Source organism: Micromonospora sp. A202, from assembly GCF_006715105.1.
Taxonomy (GTDB): Bacteria; Actinomycetota; Actinomycetes; order Mycobacteriales; family Micromonosporaceae; genus Micromonospora; species Micromonospora zamorensis.
Window position 1 is genome coordinate 281,225 of the sequence record NZ_VFMP01000001.1, and the last position, 15,923, is coordinate 297,147.

General features: G+C 71.6%; 16 protein-coding genes. 7 read left to right on the forward strand and 9 right to left on the reverse strand.

The genetic code is table 11. The features are described from left to right. Positions 1-19: 19 nt before the first annotated feature. Entirely contained in the window at positions 20-1,285 is a 1,266-nt protein-coding gene (locus tag FBZ33_RS01340; protein WP_141907721.1) for a DUF2786 domain-containing protein, read from the reverse strand. A gap of 187 nt (positions 1,286-1,472) precedes the next feature. Between FBZ33_RS01340 and FBZ33_RS01345 the strand changes: the two genes are divergently transcribed. Both FBZ33_RS01345 and FBZ33_RS01350 read left to right on the forward strand, forming a co-directional pair. Then, positions 1,473-1,961 carry a DUF2243 domain-containing protein gene (locus FBZ33_RS01345; RefSeq protein ID WP_221629421.1) on the forward strand — a complete coding sequence of 163 codons (489 nt, stop codon included), beginning with the start codon at positions 1,473-1,475 and terminating at the stop codon, positions 1,959-1,961. Between the two features lie 2 nt (positions 1,962-1,963). Further along, a complete protein-coding gene (locus tag FBZ33_RS01350; protein WP_221629422.1) occupies positions 1,964-2,809 on the forward strand; it encodes a cytochrome c oxidase assembly protein in 846 nt (281 codons plus the stop codon). Here FBZ33_RS01350 and FBZ33_RS01355 read toward each other — a convergent pair whose 3' ends face one another. From FBZ33_RS01355 to FBZ33_RS01385, 7 genes are all read right to left on the reverse strand, one after another. Next, complete coding sequence (locus tag FBZ33_RS01355; protein ID WP_141907723.1) at positions 2,810-3,085, reverse strand: hypothetical protein; 276 nt, start codon at positions 3,083-3,085, stop codon at positions 2,810-2,812. A 6-nt stretch (positions 3,086-3,091) separates the two neighbouring features. Continuing rightward, positions 3,092-3,646, reverse strand: coding sequence for a reverse transcriptase domain-containing protein (locus FBZ33_RS01360; protein ID WP_221629423.1), 555 nt, complete (start codon positions 3,644-3,646; stop codon positions 3,092-3,094). Positions 3,647-3,884: 238 nt separating this feature from the next. Next, a complete protein-coding gene (locus FBZ33_RS01365; protein ID WP_141907725.1) occupies positions 3,885-5,006 on the reverse strand; it encodes a CaiB/BaiF CoA-transferase family protein in 1,122 nt (373 codons plus the stop codon). Continuing rightward, positions 5,003-7,159 carry a 3-hydroxyacyl-CoA dehydrogenase NAD-binding domain-containing protein gene (locus FBZ33_RS01370; protein ID WP_141907726.1) on the reverse strand — a complete coding sequence of 719 codons (2,157 nt, stop codon included), beginning with the start codon at positions 7,157-7,159 and terminating at the stop codon, positions 5,003-5,005. The genes FBZ33_RS01365 and FBZ33_RS01370 overlap by 4 nt, the downstream gene beginning before the upstream one ends. A gap of 17 nt (positions 7,160-7,176) precedes the next feature. After that, complete coding sequence (locus FBZ33_RS01375; protein ID WP_141907727.1) at positions 7,177-8,391, reverse strand: acetyl-CoA C-acetyltransferase; 1,215 nt, start codon at positions 8,389-8,391, stop codon at positions 7,177-7,179. Next, positions 8,381-9,547: an acyl-CoA dehydrogenase family protein gene (locus tag FBZ33_RS01380; protein WP_141907728.1), complete on the reverse strand. Its 1,167-nt coding sequence runs from the start codon at positions 9,545-9,547 to the stop codon at positions 8,381-8,383. The genes FBZ33_RS01375 and FBZ33_RS01380 overlap by 11 nt, the downstream gene beginning before the upstream one ends. A 141-nt stretch (positions 9,548-9,688) precedes the next feature. Beyond that, positions 9,689-10,663: a YafY family protein gene (locus FBZ33_RS01385; protein WP_141907729.1), complete on the reverse strand. Its 975-nt coding sequence runs from the start codon at positions 10,661-10,663 to the stop codon at positions 9,689-9,691. 100 nt (positions 10,664-10,763) lie between these two features. Here FBZ33_RS01385 and FBZ33_RS01390 point away from each other — a divergent pair, with 100 nt between their 5' ends. The 4 genes from FBZ33_RS01390 (at position 10,764) to FBZ33_RS01405 (ending at position 13,494) form a co-directional block, all read left to right on the forward strand. Next, positions 10,764-11,171: a VOC family protein gene (locus FBZ33_RS01390; protein WP_088951289.1), complete on the forward strand. Its 408-nt coding sequence runs from the start codon at positions 10,764-10,766 to the stop codon at positions 11,169-11,171. 21 nt (positions 11,172-11,192) lie between these two features. Then, the gene (locus tag FBZ33_RS01395; protein ID WP_141907730.1) at positions 11,193-11,846 is read left to right on the forward strand and encodes a TetR/AcrR family transcriptional regulator; all 654 of its coding nucleotides are present in this window, start codon (positions 11,193-11,195) and stop codon (positions 11,844-11,846) included. Positions 11,847-11,978: 132 nt separating this feature from the next. Continuing rightward, the gene (locus FBZ33_RS01400) at positions 11,979-12,827 is read left to right on the forward strand and encodes an MBL fold metallo-hydrolase (protein ID WP_141907731.1); all 849 of its coding nucleotides are present in this window, start codon (positions 11,979-11,981) and stop codon (positions 12,825-12,827) included. Beyond that, entirely contained in the window at positions 12,820-13,494 is a 675-nt protein-coding gene (locus tag FBZ33_RS01405) for a CGNR zinc finger domain-containing protein (RefSeq protein WP_255508678.1), read from the forward strand. Before FBZ33_RS01400 ends, FBZ33_RS01405 begins: the two co-directional genes overlap by 8 nt. A 9-nt stretch (positions 13,495-13,503) precedes the next feature. On the opposite strand, the gene FBZ33_RS01410 is transcribed toward FBZ33_RS01405, so the two are convergent. After that, a complete protein-coding gene (locus FBZ33_RS01410) occupies positions 13,504-14,361 on the reverse strand; it encodes a zf-HC2 domain-containing protein (protein ID WP_141907732.1) in 858 nt (285 codons plus the stop codon). Positions 14,362-14,433: 72 nt separating this feature from the next. Between FBZ33_RS01410 and FBZ33_RS01415 the strand changes: the two genes are divergently transcribed. Next, positions 14,434-15,474 (forward strand): TRM11 family methyltransferase, encoded by a 1,041-nt coding sequence (locus FBZ33_RS01415; RefSeq protein WP_141907733.1) that lies wholly within the window; start codon positions 14,434-14,436, stop codon positions 15,472-15,474. Positions 15,475-15,923: the final 449 nt, after the last annotated feature.

Consider the following 15,923-nt stretch of genomic DNA (forward strand, 5'->3'; position numbering starts at 1 on the left):
TGGTCCCACGCCGGTCGGGTCAGCGGCGATCGGGCCGGCCGGGCACCTGTCGGGGCTGCTTGCGCCCGCCACCCACGTCCAGGGAGGCGCGGTCGGCGGCCGACGTGCCGGAGGACCAGCCCTCGGCGTCCCGGACGCTGAGCCGGTGCCGGGTCACGCCGGGGAAGAGGGTGTCCAGTCGTTCCCGGACGGCCTCGCCCCGGGCGGCGAGCACCGGCAACAGTCGCTCCGCCCCGGCCGTCTCGGCCGACGCCTGGTCCGCCGCTTCGGTCGCCGCCTCGGTGGCCGTACGCAGCCGCTCGCCGATCCGCAGCGCGAACGCGTTGAGGAAGGACTCGTCCCACACCTTCGTGCGCCGCCCCGACCCCGACCGGCGCTCAGCGCGCCCGCGCAGCATCGCGGCCGTGGCCTGGACCAGCAGCGACGTGTAGAGCAGCTCCACCGCCACCAGATCAGCCGGCCAGCCCAGCACGGTGGCGAAGCCGAGATCGTCGGACCAGACCGCCTCGCACCTGTTCGCCGCCGCCACCTCCTGCACCAGCAGCGCCTTCGCGCCCGCGTACGGAGTGTCGGTGCTCAGGCGCACCCCACCAGGCACGTCGCCGCGCTCCGAGCCGGCCGCCAGCAGCGCCTCGTCGATGCTGTGCCGGGCGATCAGCTCCTGCGCCTTACCGGTCAACGCCTCCGCCTCGGCCGGGAAGGTGGTCGACTCGGCCTTCGCCAGCAGCGCCCGGACCCGGTCCAGCATCGGTGACCCGCTGCGCGTCGTGCCCGCCGACCGGGAGGTGAGCGCACCGGTGGTGCCCGGCGGTGGGCGCAGCACCGCGATCGGCGGCAGGCTCTCCACCAGCGCGAGAGCGTCCACGGCCGCGCGGAGCGCGTCCGCCCGGTCCAGCCCCTCCGCGGCGGTCCAGGCAGCCAGCACGTCATGGCCGTCGTCCCGGACGTCGGCGGTCAACTCGCGTAGCTGGTCGTCCCACCAGGCCGGGATCGGTTCGGCCTGCTCACGCCGTTGGGCGGCCATCGCCTCGCGGACCAGCCGCGCCGAGCGGGGGTCGAGCCGCCGGCTGGTGAGCCGGTCCACGTCGACCGGCTGCCAGCCACGCGGCCAGAGCCGGCCCAGCGCGCGGACCAGGCGACGCAGCAGGGCCGCGTCCACCGCCGTGGTGCCGTCCGCCGCGCCGGTGCCGACCATCAGTTGGTCCAGCTGCCGTTCGGCCTGCCGTACGTCGGTGCCGCGCACCGCCGCGAGTGCGTTGGCGACGAGTTCGTCCGCGTCCGGCACGGGCACCTCCTTCTCGGGCTCTGGTTGCTCGGCTCGGTGTTCGCTGCCCCTTCAGGCTGCATGATCATGCCGCTAGTGGTGTGCGAGTCGTGAAACGGGGATGGCCCGCGGCGGCGCTGGCTGGGCATGTTTCGACATGTTCGGGGTAGTTTCCGACCTGACCCCCGAGGTGGATGCGAGGTGTGTGGTGTCCGATTCGAGCCTGCCGAGTGCACGCACCGCTGACGTACGTTCCTCCACGCTCGTCGGCGTCCTGATCGGCATCGCCATCATGGCTGCGGTGGACGAGATCGTCTTCCACCAGTTGCTGGCGTGGCACCACTTCTACGACCGGTCCACCCCGTCGGTGGCGCTGCTCTCCGACGGGCTGTTGCACGCCGCCGAGGTGATCATCCTGGTCGGTGGGTTCTTCTGGTTCGCCGACCTGCGTCGACGACGTGCCCTGTCGACCCGGCTGGCCTGGGGCGGATTCCTGCTCGGCGCCGGAGGGTTCCAGGTCTTCGACGGGGTGGTCGACCACAAGGTGCTCCGGCTGCACCAGATCCGCTACGGCGTACACCTGCTGCCGTACGACGTGGTGTGGATCGCGTCCGGCGCTGTGCTGCTGCTGGCCGGTGCCGCCGTGGTCTGGTGGGCCCGGTCCCGGCGGCCGGGCGACGGCCGTCGGGGACGGTGACCGTGCCGCCCGCGTTCGCCCACGGCGGGCACGTGGCGGAGGACCCGACCTGGTTCCCGCTGCTCCCGGTCGTGCTACTGGCCGTCGGCTACCTGCTGGCCGCCGTACGCGACCCGCGGGGTTGGGACCACCGGCGCACCGCCGCCTGGCTGGTCGGCTGCGCACTGCTGGCGGTCGCCGTCGGGCCGTTTGCCCCGCTCCCCGACGATCCGCGCGGGCACATGGCGCAGCACCTGCTGCTCGGCATGCTTGCCCCGCTCGGGCTGGTGCTCGGCGCCCCGGTGACGTTGCTGTTGCGGGTCGCCCCGCCGCCCGTACGCCGGGTGGTGGGCCGGCTGCTGCGCGCCCGCCCGCTGCACCTGATCGCGCACCCGGTCACCGCTGCGCTGCTCAGCACGGGTGGGCTGGCGCTGGTGCTGCTCACCCCGCTGTACGCGGCGGCCGAACGACACTCTGCGCTGCACCACGCCCTGCACCTGCACTATGTCGCCGCCGGCTATCTCTTCGCCTGGTCCCTGGCCGGGCCGGACCCGGCGCCGCGTCGACCCGGCCTGGCGGTACGGGTGGGCGCGCTGCTGGGAGCGGCGGCCGGTCACGCCGTGCTGGCCAAATACCTGTACGCGAACGCCGAGACCCTGCCGCCCGGCCTCACCGACCGGGACCCGGCGGCGTTCCAGTCGGCCGCCCAACTCATGTACTACGGCGGCGACCTGGCGGAACTGCTCCTGGCGGTGGCCCTCTTCGCCACCTGGTACAACCGCCCCGACCGTCTGCGCCCACCCCGCCCAACCATGTTGATCAAGAAGTTTACGTCACCAAAGGACGGTTCTCTGACGCAAACCTCTTGATCAACATGGAGATGGGGTGGTCAGGGCTGCCGAGAGCTGGCTGAGGAAAGTGCGAATGCTCTCCTCGCTGTGGTGGGTTTCGATCTGGTCGTTCAGCGGGCCTGGATGGCGCAGCGCATGGGCGAGCGCCTCCAGCATCTCGGCTCGGTCACCTGGGTAGAGGCCGCCGGTCACCCCGTCGGCGACCCGGGTCACCACTGTGTCGTCGAGCGCCCGGTCGAACTGGATACCGTAGAGGATCCCGTTGACGTGGCCCTTCCAACTGCTCGTACCCATACTCATTCACTCCCGTGGAAGATCCGATCGCGGCACCGGCCCAGCAAGGGCGGCGGTCAGGAGCCTCGCCAGTTTCGCGGATCGGGTGGGGTGGGCGTGGCTCAGCCAGGCGACGCGGCCGATCAGGTGCTCTGCGAACGCCGGATGACCGGCGTGGTTCTGCGCGGCCAGGCCAGTGCGGGCTGCGTTGTGCAGGATCGCGCGCAGTAGGTCGTACTCGGTGCGCGGCACCGCGGGCCGTTCGTTGACCACCAGCCCGGCGAGGAGCTGCCGGTCGGCCCGGCCACGCACCCGGGTCTTGCCCGAGTGCACTCGGAACCCCTCGTCCCGGGTTACCTCCGTCACCGCGGCGAGCAGGTCGGCGACCCGCCGGGGTGGCAGTTCGCCGGAGAAGGCGAGATCGTCGGCGTAGCGCTGATAGGCGAGGTCGAACGCTACGGCCAGCCCGGTCAGCCGACGGTCGAGCCGGAACGCACACAGGTTCGCCAGCGCGGGCGACGTCGGCGCGCCCTGCGGCAGGTGCCCGCCGCGCAGCACGGCCAGGGAGGCGACCGTCGTCACGGCCGCACCGGGAAGGGTGGCAGCGTGCCCCGACGATGCCCGGTCGTACGGGTGCACAGGCTCGCGAAGCGTGCCGACGCACCTGTGGTGTGCTGCCCAGGTGGATGTGACGCCCCCGGGGTTACCCCGGAGGAACCTCGACCGCGCCCCCAAAGGGCTCGCGGCCAGGTCAGCTCGGGGCACGCTGCCACCCGGGCAGCGTAGCCCTGGTCGGCGGTACGGGGTGTGCCTCCGCCCGTCACTGCCACCCGGTGAGGATCTCCTCTACCGGCAGGACGTCCCGTTCCGGGTCCGGCGCGGGGGCCGGTCGGTCAGCCGGCGTCCGGTCGAAGCGTGGCGCTGGCGCCGGCTGGATCTCGCCGCCAACCTCGACGAACGTGCCCCGGGCGGCGTTGTGCGGATGCTGGTGCGCCTCACCGGGGGCGAGCACGGGCGCGACGCAGGCATCCAGGTCGGCGAAGACCGCCGTCCACTCGTCCCGGGTCCGCTCGGCGAACCGCTCGGTGAACCGTCGCCGCAGCTCGTCCCAGCCGCTCGGGTCGTACTGCGCGGGCAGGTCCGGGTCGTCGGCGAGGTCGAGGCCCGCGAGCAGTACGGCGTAGAAGGCCGGTTCCATAGCGCCGACGGCCATGAAACCGCCGTCCGAGGTGGCGTACGTGTCGTAGAACGGCGCACCGCCGTCGAACATGTTGCGCCCGCGCGGCGCCGCCCACAGTCCGGTGCCGAGCAGCCCGTGCAGGAACGACGTGAGCAGAGCCGAACCGTCCACCATCGCCGCGTCGACCACCTGACCGACACCGGAACGTTCCCGTTCCAGCAGCGCGGCCAGCACGCCGACGGCGAGCAGCATGCCGCCGCCGCCGAAGTCGCCGAGCAGGTTCATCGGCGCGTACGGGCGCTCGCCGGCACGGCCCAGCGGCTCCAACGCCCCGGCGACAGCGATGTAGTCGATGTCGTGCCCGGCGCGAGCCGCCAGCGGGCCGTCCTGACCCCAGCCGGTCATCCGCGCGTACACCAGTCTGGGGTTGCGGGCCTGGCACACCTCCGGGCCGAAGCCGAGCCGCTCAGCGACCCCCGGCCGGTACGCCTCGACCAGCACGTCCGCCCGCTCGGTCAGGCGCAGCAGGTCCGCCACGCCGGCCGGGGACTTCAGGTCCAGCGTGGTGACCCGCCGGCCGCGCTGCAACGGCCCGCCGGTCGGCGCGGCCAGGCGCCCCGCACCCGGAGCGCCCGGCCGGTCCACCCGCACCACGTCCGCGCCGAGGTCCGCGAGCACCATGCACCCGAACGGCGCCGGGGCGAGGCTCGCGAGTTCGACCACCCGCACCCCGGCGAGCGGCCCACCCCGCGCCGCCGTCACGCGACGCCGGCCGTCTCAGCGGGACGGGCGGCCAGCCGGTCGACCAGGTCGGCGGGGGGTGTGAACCGGTCGCCGTAGCGGTCGGCCAGTTCGGTGGCGCGGGCCGCGAAGCCGGCCGGGCCGCCCGCGTACTGCCGGACGTAGCGGATCACCCCTCCGGTCCAGGCCGGGAAGCCGATGCCGAAGATCGAGCCGATGTTGGCGTCGGTCTCGGTACGCAGCACGCCCTCGTCGAGGCAGCGCAGCGCGTCCAGCGCCTCGGCGAAGAGCATCCGCTCCTGGAGGTCGGTGAAGGGCACCGCCCGTCCAGCGTCGGTGGCCAGGTCGGCAAGGCCGGGCCAGAGCCGGCCGCGGGTGCCCTCGTCGTAGGAGTAGAAGCCGCGCCCGGCTGCACGCCCCGGCCGGTCGTACGCGTCGACCAGCTCGTCGACGAGCCGGTGCGCCGGCAGCGGCAGGAACTCCTCGCTGGCCGCCTCGAACTGGCGGCGGATCCGTTGGATCAGGGTGAGGCTGACCTCGTCGGCCAGCGCGAGCGGCCCGGTCGGATAGCCGGCCTGAAGGGCGGCCTGCTCCACCGAGGCGGCGGGAACACCCTCGGCGACCATGCCGACCGCCTCGTCGATGAACCGGCCGATCACCCGGCTGGTGAAGAAACCTCGGCCGTCGTTGACCACGATCGGGGTCTTGCCGATCCGCCGACCCAGGTCGAACGCCCGCGCCAGCGCGGCGTCACCGGTCCGTTCGCCGACCACGATCTCCAGCAGGGGCATCCGGTCCACCGGGGAGAAGAAGTGCATGCCGATGAAGTCGGCCGGGCGGTCCACCCCGGCGGCGAGCCCGGTGATCGGCAGGGTGGAGGTGTTGGAGGCGATCAGCGCGTCGGGCGCCAGCACCGGCAGCACCTCGGCGAACACGGCCTGCTTCAGCGCCGGGTCCTCGAAGACCGCCTCGATGACCGCGTCGCATCCAGCGAGGGCGTCCACCTGGTCGGTGGTGGTGATCCGGTCCAGCACCGCGCGGGCCTCCGCCTCCGTGGCGCGGCCCTTACGGACCTTGCGGGCCAGCAGCCGTTCGGCGTGCTCCCGGGCCCGCCCGGCGGCCTCGGGCGAGACGTCCCTGACCACGACGTCCAGGCCGGCGCTGGCGCAGACGTACGCGATGCCCGCGCCCATCATGCCGGCGCCGAGCACCGCCACCCGCCGCACCGGCGGAACGTCGACGGACGGCCGGGCGGCACCACCGTTGACGGCCTTCAGATCGAAGAAGAAGGCCCCGATCATGTTCTTGGCGACCTGCCCGGTGAGCAGACCGATCAGGTGCCGGGTCTCCACGGTCAGGGCGGTCTCCAGGTCGACCTGTGCGCCTTCGACGGCGGTGGCCAGGATCGCCTCGGGCGCGGGCAGCCGGGCACCCTTGAGCTGCTTGCGCAGGGTGGCCGGGAAGGCGGGCAGCTGGGCGGCCAGCGAACGGCTGGCCGGGGTGCCACCGGGCATCCGGTAGTCCGGTCGGTCCCACGGCTGTTTGGGATGCGGGTTCGCGGCGATCCAGGCCCGCGCGCGGTCCAGCAGCTCCGCCTCGGTGGCGACCACCTCGTCCACGATGCCGGCGGCCAGGGCATCGGACGGGCGCATCCGCCGGCCGGTGAGCAGCACAGTGGTCAGCGCACCCGCCAGGCCGAGCATCCGTACCGTCCGGGTGACACCGCCGGCCCCGGGCAGCAGGCCCAGGGTCACCTCGGGCAGCCCGAGCCGACTGTCCGGCGCGTCCAGCGCGATCCGGTGGTGGCAGGCGAGCGCGATCTCCAGCCCGCCGCCGAGCGCGGAGCCGTTGACGGCCGCGACCACCGGCCGGCCCAGTGTCTCCAGGCGGCGCAGGTCCCGTTTGATGGTGCCGAGCAGCTCCGCCAGCGCTGGCGCGTCCTCGCGGGTGGCCCGGATCATCTCAGGTAGGTCACCGCCGGCGAAGAACGTCGACTTCGCGCTGGTCACGATGACCCCGGTCAGCTCGTCGCGTTCGGCCTCCAGCCGGTCGAGGATCGCGCTCATCGAGGCGGCGTACGCGCGGTTCATGGTGTTGGCGGACTGGTCGGGGTCGTCCAGGGTGAGCGTGACGATGCCGTCGGCGCCGCGGTCGTACCGGATGGTGGTGGTCATTTGTCTTTTCCCCCGGGTCAGCAGCGCTCGAGAACGGTGGCGACGCCCATGCCGCCACCGATGCAGAGGGTCACCACGGCGCGGCGCAGGTCGCGGCGCTCCAACTCGTCCAACGCGGTGCCGAGCAGCATCGCTCCGGTCGCGCCGAGCGGATGGCCGAGAGCGATCGCCCCGCCGTTGACGTTCACCCGGTCCGGGTCGAGGCCCAGGTCGCGGACGTACTTGAGCACCACAGCGGCGAACGCCTCGTTGATCTCGAACAGGTCGATGTCGTCGAGGGTGAGCCCGGCGACGGCGAGCGCCTTGTGGGTGGCCGGGATCGGGCCGGTCAACATCAGCGTCGGGTCCGCGCCGGTGACCGCCGCGCCGGCGATCCGGGCGCGCGGGGTGAGGCCGAGATCCCGACCCAGCTGCTCCGAACCGATCAGCACCAGCGCCGCGCCGTCCACGATGCCGGACGAGTTGCCGGCGTGGTGGACGTGCTCGATGGCCTCCAGCCAGTGGAACTTCTGCAACGCGACCGCGTCGAAGCCCGCCGCCTCACCCATCGTCGCGAAGGACGGGGTGAGCCGGGCCAGCGCCTCCCGGGTGGTCTCCGGGCGCGGGTGCTCGTCCACGGTGAGGATGTCCAGCCCGTTGCCGTCACGGACCGGCACCACCGAGCGGGCGAAGTACCCGCCGGCCATCGCCTTGGCCGCCCGCTCCTGCGACCGCAGCGCGTAGCCGTCCACGTCGTCGCGGGTGAAGCCCTCCAGGGTCGCGATCAGGTCGGCGCTGACCCCCTGCGGCACGAACGACGTGGCCAGGGCGGTCTGCGGGTCGGTGGCCCAGGCCGCGCCGTCGGAGCCCATCGGCACCCGGGACATCGACTCCACCCCGCCGGCGAGCAGCAGGTGCTCCCAGCCGGAGCGGATCCGCGCGGCGGCGGAGTTGACCGCTTCCAGCCCGGAGGCACAGAACCGGTTGAGCTGCACCCCACCAACCTCGTCGGGCAGCCCGGCCAGCAGCGCGGCGGCCCGCGCCAGGTCGCCGCCCTGCTCGCCGACCGGAGTCACGATGCCCAGCAGCAGATCCTCCAGCCGACCGACGTCCAGGCCGGGATTGCGCTCACGCAACGCGTCGATCAGGCCGACCACCAGGGAGATCGGCTTGACCCCGTGCAGCGCGCCGGTGTCCCGGCCGCGTCCGCGCGGGGTGCGGACCGCGTCATAGACGTACGCCTCAGAGGGCACGGGCGATCAGCTCCTTCATGATCTCGTTGGTGCCGCCGTAGATCTTCTGGACGCGGGCGTCGGCGTACATTCGGGCGATCGGGTATTCGGTCGTGTAGCCGTAGCCGCCGAACAGTTGCAGGCACCGGTCGATGACCTCGCACTGCCCGTCGGTGAGCCACGACTTCGCCATCGCCGCGGTCGCCACGTCCAGGTCGCCGCGGCTGTGCCGGACGATGCAGTCGTCCAGGAAGACCCGGCTGACCCGGGTACGCGTGGCGCACTCGGCGAGCACCATCCGGGTGTTCTGGTGGCCCATCAGGGTCTTACCGAAGGCGGTGCGCTCCTTGGCGTACGCGACGGTCAGCGCGACCGCCCGTTCCATTGCCGCGACCGCGCCGACGCCGATCACCAGCCGTTCCTGCGGGAGCTGCTGCATGAGCTGGATGAAGCCCAGCCCTTCGGCGCCGCCGAGCAGGTTGGCCGCCGGTACCCGCAACTCGTCGAAGAACAGCTCTGCGGTGTCGTTGGCGTGCAGCCCGATCTTGGACAGCAGTCGACCGCGGCGGAAGCCCTCCGGGTCGCCGCCCACCTCGCAGATCAGCAGCGAGACGCCGGCTGCCCGCTGCTCGGGGTCGGTCTTCACGGCCACGATGATCAGATCGGCCAGGCCGCCGTTGGTGATGAACGTCTTCGCGCCGGTGACCAGGTAGTCGTCGCCGTCACGGACCGCCCTGGTCCGCATCGCCTGAAGATCGGAACCGCCGTCCGGCTCGGTCATCGCGATCGCGCCGACCAGCTCGCCGGTGCACAGGCCGGGCAGCCAGCGTCGCTTCTGCTCATCGCTGCCGTACGCGACCAGGTAACCGGTGACGATGCCACTGTGGACGGCCAGCCCGAGACTGCTCTCCCCGGTGTACGCCTGCTCGTGCAGCATCACGGCCTCGTGGGTGAACCCACCGCCCCCGCCGCCGTACTCCTCCGGGACGGACAGGCCGAGCAACCCCAGCTCACCGGCGCGCCGGTAGTGCTCGCGGTCCGGGTGGCCCTGCTCCTGAAGGCGGTCGGCGTGCGGCAGGACCTCCTTGGTGAAGAAGGCACGGGCCAGGTCGGCCAGGTCGTTGTGCTCCGGCTCGCGCCAGGGCGAGAGGGGACCGTCGAGTGGGGGCGTCGGCATGTGCACCACCCTCGCGCGCTGTTGGCGGCATGTCAATAAGTAGAGATCCACGGGCGGGGGCCGGTTCTGGGTCGTCCGCGAAGGGCGGATGTCCGCAGCCCGCCAGCGCCACGTGCCGTGCGTAGGCCTCGCGACTGCCCGCTACGACGGCGACACACGTCGTCCGGATGCCGCCAACCGCTCAGCGAGTGCGACGACACGATCGCGGAGTTCGTCCGGGCGTTCGATGACGAACGGCAGGTCGAGCGCGGCGAGCACACCGGGTAACCAGTCGAGACTCTCTGCCCGGATCTCCACGTCCTGCCAGCCTTCGTCCGCACCCTCTCGCACCTCGGCGATGCTGGCCGGTAGCTGCCTGCGGATCTGCTCCTGTGTTCCTTGTATCCGTAGCGACACCGCATGCTGGTACGGCGCCTGTGCCATCGAGGCGAGGAGATGCCCTGCCGGATCGTTCCCGGCGGGCGGCTCGAACGAGCCGGGCAGCGTTCTCGCGTCCGCGATGCGGTCGAGCCGAAGGGTCCGATCCTCACCGATATCCGGATCGGCCCCGATGACATACCACCGGCCCGCATGGTTGACCAGCCCGAACGGATGCAGGGCGCGGACGCTACGCCTGCCGTTGCGCGAGGTGTACTGGAGTGAAATCGGCCGGTGCTGGCGGACCGCCTCGGCGACGGTGAGTAGTACATCTGCCTGCGGCGCAGGGAAGTCGTCGGGTTCGGTGGCGAAGGCGAGGGACTGGAGTACGGCGTCCAGCCGGTCCGCGATCCGCGACGGCAGGACGCGCCGGATTTTCGCGGCGGCAGTCTCACCCGCCGTACCTGTAGCCGTCGCCAGCCCGGCACGGCGGCCCGCAACCAGGCCGAGCAGGACGGCCAAGGCTTCGTCGTCGCTGAACATCAGCGGCGGCAGACGATAGCCGGCGGCGAGCCGATACCCGCCGTAGCGACCGCGCACCGACTCCACTGGCACGTCGAGGTCGACCAGGCGAGTCACGTAGCGCCGCACCGTGCGCGGTTCGACACCGAGGCGCTCGGCAAGCTCGGCCATTGTCCGGACGCCACCGGACTGCAAGAGCCCCAGCAGTGCGAGCACCTGGGCTGTCGGTCGTGCCATGGTCTGAACCTAATCCGAATACTGGACCAGATCTGTCCGGTATTCGAGTTAGCGTGCTGACGACAGACGGATCCCGACCGTACTGAGCAGGGAGAAGACAGTGGATTTTGTCTCGATCCGCATCATCACTGGTGACATCAACCGCCTGGTCGGCTTCTACGAGAAGATCACCGGCGTGCAGGCGGCCTGGGGCAACGAGGACTTCGCCGAGTTGCGCACTGCCCACGGCACGCTGGCGATTGGCAGTACCCGCACGGTCCCACTGTTCGCGCCAGGGTCGGCCCGCCCGGCCGACAACCACACCGTGATCATCGAGTTCCTCGTGGCAGACGTGGACGCGCTTTACGAGAAGCTGAAGAACGTGGTGGAGGACTTCGTGAACGAGCCCACGACCATGCCCTGGGGTAACCGAGCCCTGCTCTTCCGCGACCCCGACGGCAACCTGGTCAACTTCTTCACCCCGGTCGTCGACCGGGTGCAGCGAGCGCGAACGGCGGCCGATCGGTGAGCTGCCGATAGGGTCGGGCAGATGAGTGTCGAGACGGCTCCGCGCCGCCGCCGTTTGGAGCCGGACGCCCGGCGGGGGCAGATCCTGGCCTGTGCGGTCCGGCTGTTCGGCGAACGCCCGTACGCGGACGTGTCGACCACCGACATCGCCCGGGAGGCCGGTGTCGCTCGCGGCCTGGTCAACCACTACTTCGGTGCCAAGAAGGGCCTCTACCTGGAGGTCGTCCGGGTCATGGTGACCATCCCGGAGGTCGCCGTGGAGCGCCTGCCCAAGGGGGACCTGCGGACCCGGGTCGACGCCAGCGTCACCTGGTTCCTCGACGTGGTGTCCCGGCACAGCACCTCCTGGCTCGCCGCCGTCACCGCCCGGGGGATGGGCGGCGACGCCGACGTCGAGCGGGTGCTCGCCGAGGCCGAGGAGGTCGCCGCGGACCGGATGCTCGTCGCCGTCGGTCTGGCTGGCCAGGCCGCGCACCACGAGGAGCTTCGCGGCATGGTGCGGGCGTACTGCGGGTTGGCGACGTCGACCGCCCGGGAGTGGCTACAGCGTGGCGCGCTGACCCGCGCACAGGTGCACCTGCTGCTCACCACCACCCTGCTGACCATCGTCGAACAGGTCATCCCGCAGGTCATCGCCGATGACGGTCCGACCCGGTCGGCGGTGCCTAGGACCTGACCCGCGTGGGTGACGCAGGCCATGGAAGCGATGGCGCGAGTGAAATAGGCATACGAGCTATGGTTATTTCACTGAACCAGGGGTACGCCAGTGCTTGCGGCACCTGGTTCGTCACATCACCGAGGGGGACGCATGAATCCATCCGCCCTGTCCTACGAGGTTTTCGTCTCGGATGGTCCGGTTCGAGCGGGTGACCAGTGCATGCCGGACGGCTCGCGGATCCACTGGAACCCGATCTCGTCCACGCTGATCTTCGGGACCGAGGAGGCGCTCCTCGTGGATCCCCCGTTCACTCACGAGCAGATCGCGGCGGTGGGTGACTGGATCGCACAGTCGGGCAAACGGCTGACCCACATCTACGCCACACACGGGCACGGCGACCACTGGTTCGGCGCAGGTGAGCTGGTCAAGCGCTTCCCCGGGGCCGTCACCTACGCGACGCCCGGCACCATCGACGTCATGCGTCAGCAGGCCACCGTCGGGCGGAGCCAGCTGTTCGACCAGGTCTTCCCCGGCCTGATTCCGGAAACACCGGTCGACGCCGTGCCCGTGCCTGCCGAAGGATTCCTGCTCGAGGGCAACCTCATCCAGCCGGTCGAGACCGGGCACACCGACACCGACCAGACGACAGTCCTGCACGTCCCGTCGATCGGCCTCGTGGTTGCCGGTGACGTCGTCTACAACGGGGTTCACCAGTACATCGTGGAAACAGTCGACGGTGGCCTGCGGGAATGGCTCAAGGCTCTCGATCGCGTCGAGGCGCTCGCGCCCCGCGCAGTCGTCGCCGGCCACAAGAACCGGGACCGCCCGGACGACCCGGCCAGCATCGATCAGACCCGGAACTACCTGCTGAACGTGGAGCGGCTGCTGGCCGAGAAGCCGACCGCCCGAGAGTTCTTCGACGAGATGGTGCGGCTCTACCCAGACTGGGTGAATCCGGGACCGGCGTGGTACGGGGCGCTCGCCCTGCTCGGTGAGTGAGCTGATGGTGCCCTCGGTTCCCGACCGCGCGGCAGGTGTGGTGGTCGCGCCGTGGATCGCCACCGCCAGATACGACCTGGACCAGGCCCCAGGCAGCCTCGGGCTCGTCCAGGATTTGCTCAACACGATCTCGGCCGGCATGCCACGGCAGGCCGATCTCCTTGACGACCTGACCAGTGCTACCGAGTGGGCACAGCAGGCCGTCGCCCAGTGGTCGGCGGCCACCGGGCGGCCGGCACCCGACGTCACGCTTGACGCTGCGGGCCTCCGGGCGCTTCGGATCTTCCGCGAGGAACTGCGGGACGAGTTCGACGCCAGACTCCACGTCCCGCCGAAACCTGGGCAACCCGGCACCGGGGCGCCGGACCGTGCCCCGACCGGGTCCCGGACCAGCGGCGCCACCCTTCGGCTCGATCGGAACGGATCCGTCCACCTCGACCCCGCCGGGGTCGGAGCCGATCTGCTGATCTCGCTCGTTCTCGCCGCCCTGTTCGAGGCGCAACTCGCCGACGTCGGGCGGCGGATCAAGACCTGCCGCAACCCCCGCTGCCGGGTGGCGTTCTACGACCGCTCGCGCAACAACAGCGGGGTGTGGCACTCCGTGCGTGTCTGCGGGCACCCGACCAACCTGCGCGCCCACCGCGCACGCCAGCGGCAAGCGGATTGACCTGGCCGGTCAGGCGGCGCGGCGTTCGTCGGCCTGGCCGCTGCGCGCGGGTCGGCCGGTACGCGCTGCCGGGGCGGCGTAACGGTCGGCGGCCTGCGCCGGGTACGACTCGGCGTGGACCACCCGCAGCGGCCGGTCCACCTCGTCGGCGCCGAACCGCCAGCGCGACGGCGCCGGTTGCCGCTGCGGCGCGGGCCCACCGGGGCGCAGATTGGGCCGGGACAGCAGCACGGTGATCAGGTAGCCGACCACCAGGAAGCCGTGGCTTACCAACCGCTCACCGCCCACCGAGCCGGTGGCCAGGTCGTTGACCGAGAGCAGCAGCAAGGTGCCGACGAACGCGCTGAGCATCGGCAGCAGCCCGGCCGGCGGGCTGCGACGCACCGCCACGAAGAGGAAGCCGGCGCCCACCGCGACGTTCCAGGCGGCTGACTCGTGCCACAGGTGCTGACCGGTGGGGTGCAGGTGATCGGCGGCGGCACCCCGGCCCACCTGGGCCAGCCCGAGCACCAACTGCACCGCGCCGAGCAGCCCGAGCGCCGCGCGCAGCCCGGCGACCAGCTTGCCGCGCCCGAGCGCCGCGCGCAGCCCGCCGACCGGCCGACCGCCCGCGACCAACCCGCCTCGCCGCCACCACGGCCGGCGGGCCGGTGCCGCCGCGATGGCGGCCAGAATCGCCTCGGTCCGGTCGGGCACGTCGGTGACCAGACGGGTACGAACCCGACGGGTCACGCCAGCCGCCGCCGTGAACCAGGCCCGACAATCGGCACACCCGTCGAGGTGCCCCTGCACCGCCGTCAGTTCGGCGGCGGTCTCCTCCCCGTCCAACTGCGCGGACAGGACCTCCCGCCACTGCTCACACCCCATGTACCGGTAGTCGCTCCGGGGGCCGCTCCGGTTCCCGGCGACCGGGGCCTGTTGTGGAATACTCGCCCGATCATGACGCGTTACGGCCTGCTGATCCTGCCCGCCACCAACCGGGTGTACGCCCGCTCCGCCATCGACCTCACCCGGGCCGAGCTGGAGATCTTCGGTCTCTCGGCCCTCGACGGTCAGGTCGGCGAGTTGGACACCGAGGTGGTCGGTGGGGCCTCCTACGTCACCTTCACCGGTGACGGGTTGACCGAGCGGGACCTGACCGTCCTGGGCAATCTCTCCGCCGGGTACGCACTGTTCGAGATCGTCGGTGAGCTGCTGCGCCCGATCGAGTGGAGCCGGCTGGACCGCTACGACGACGACCTGCTCACCATCCAGAAGTACCCGGGCAAGACCAACGAGCAGTTCACCAAGCTGCTGCTCAACGTCACCCTGCTCGCCTCGGACTGGGCCACCGAGATGACCAGCCGGCGGTTCCGGGTGCTCGACCCGCTCTGCGGCCGGGGCACCACACTCAACCAGGCGCTGATGTATGGCTTCGACGCCGCCGGGATCGAGCGCGACCAGAAGGACGTCGAGGCGTACCGGGCGTTCATCACCACCTGGCTGAAGCAGAAGCGGGTCAAGCACCGGGTGCTGGAGTCCGGTCCGGTGCGGCGGGAGCGCAAGGTGGTCGGCCGGCGGGTGCGGATCGAGCTGGCTCCGACCCGTGAGGAGCACAAGGCCGGTCAGACCCAACTGCTGGACGTGGTCAACGCCGACACCGCCCGCTCGGCGGAGTTCTTCCGCCCGGAGACCGTCGACCTGGTCGTCGCCGACGCGCCATACGGCGTGCAGCACGGCAGCCGTACGGCCGAGAAGGGCCTGACCCGTGATCCGCTGGCGTTGCTCGCGGACGCCGCGCCGGTCTGGGCGCGGTTGCTGCGTCCCGGCGGTGCCCTCGGAATCTCCTGGAACACCCACGTCGCCAGCCGCGAGGACGCGGCGGCGGCGTTGGCCGACGCCGGCCTGACCGTGGTCGACGCCGAGCCCTACCGCGCGCTGCGGCACCGGGTCGACCAGTCGATCATGCGCGACGTGCTGGTGGCCCGCCGCCCGGCCTGACCCGGCCCGCCGCCCGGCCTGACCCGGCCCACTGCCCGGCCTGAACCGGCCCACTGCCCGCGCCACCCATCCGGGTCGCGCGTGGTCTCTCGTCCGTCCTTTGCTCTGCAGCCGCGGAAGCGACACTCACGCTCTGTTGCTGGTGCCTCCGCGGGTGCAGAGCAAAGGGGGCGGACAGCAGGTCTTGACCTCGCGGACGGTCCAGGGCCTGTGCCGCATTTCACCTGTTCAGTGCACGGGTGTGAAAACCACGTCAAGAAAAGGTTCGGCTCCGTCATGGTCGCGTTATGACCCCTGCCGACCGGTGGGTGGTGGGGCTTTGATTGCCCGGCGCGACCGGAAGGCGGTCGCGACGAACCTTTCCGGTATGAGGAGTCAGCGTGTCTGACGTGGTGTTCGTGGTCCTGACGGTGGTGCTGTTCGCAGTGCTCGCCCTGGTGGTCCGGGCG

What these genes read in the sequence shown, in the direction of transcription:
- FBZ33_RS01355 (WP_141907723.1), bottom strand. Translation starts at nt 3,085, where the DNA reads ATGGGTACGAGCAGTTGGAAGGGCCACGTCAACGGGATCCTCTACGGT.
- FBZ33_RS01370 (WP_141907726.1), bottom strand. Translation starts at nt 7,159, where the DNA reads ATGACCACCACCATCCGGTACGACCGCGGCGCCGACGGCATCGTCACG.
- FBZ33_RS01380 (WP_141907728.1), bottom strand. Translation starts at nt 9,547, where the DNA reads ATGCCGACGCCCCCACTCGACGGTCCCCTCTCGCCCTGGCGCGAGCCG.
- FBZ33_RS01385 (WP_141907729.1), bottom strand. Translation starts at nt 10,663, where the DNA reads ATGGCACGACCGACAGCCCAGGTGCTCGCACTGCTGGGGCTCTTGCAG.
- FBZ33_RS01395 (WP_141907730.1), top strand. Translation starts at nt 11,193, where the DNA reads ATGAGTGTCGAGACGGCTCCGCGCCGCCGCCGTTTGGAGCCGGACGCC.
- FBZ33_RS01400 (WP_141907731.1), top strand. Translation starts at nt 11,979, where the DNA reads ATGAATCCATCCGCCCTGTCCTACGAGGTTTTCGTCTCGGATGGTCCG.
- FBZ33_RS01410 (WP_141907732.1), bottom strand. Translation starts at nt 14,361, where the DNA reads ATGGGGTGTGAGCAGTGGCGGGAGGTCCTGTCCGCGCAGTTGGACGGG.
- FBZ33_RS01415 (WP_141907733.1), top strand. Translation starts at nt 14,434, where the DNA reads ATGACGCGTTACGGCCTGCTGATCCTGCCCGCCACCAACCGGGTGTAC.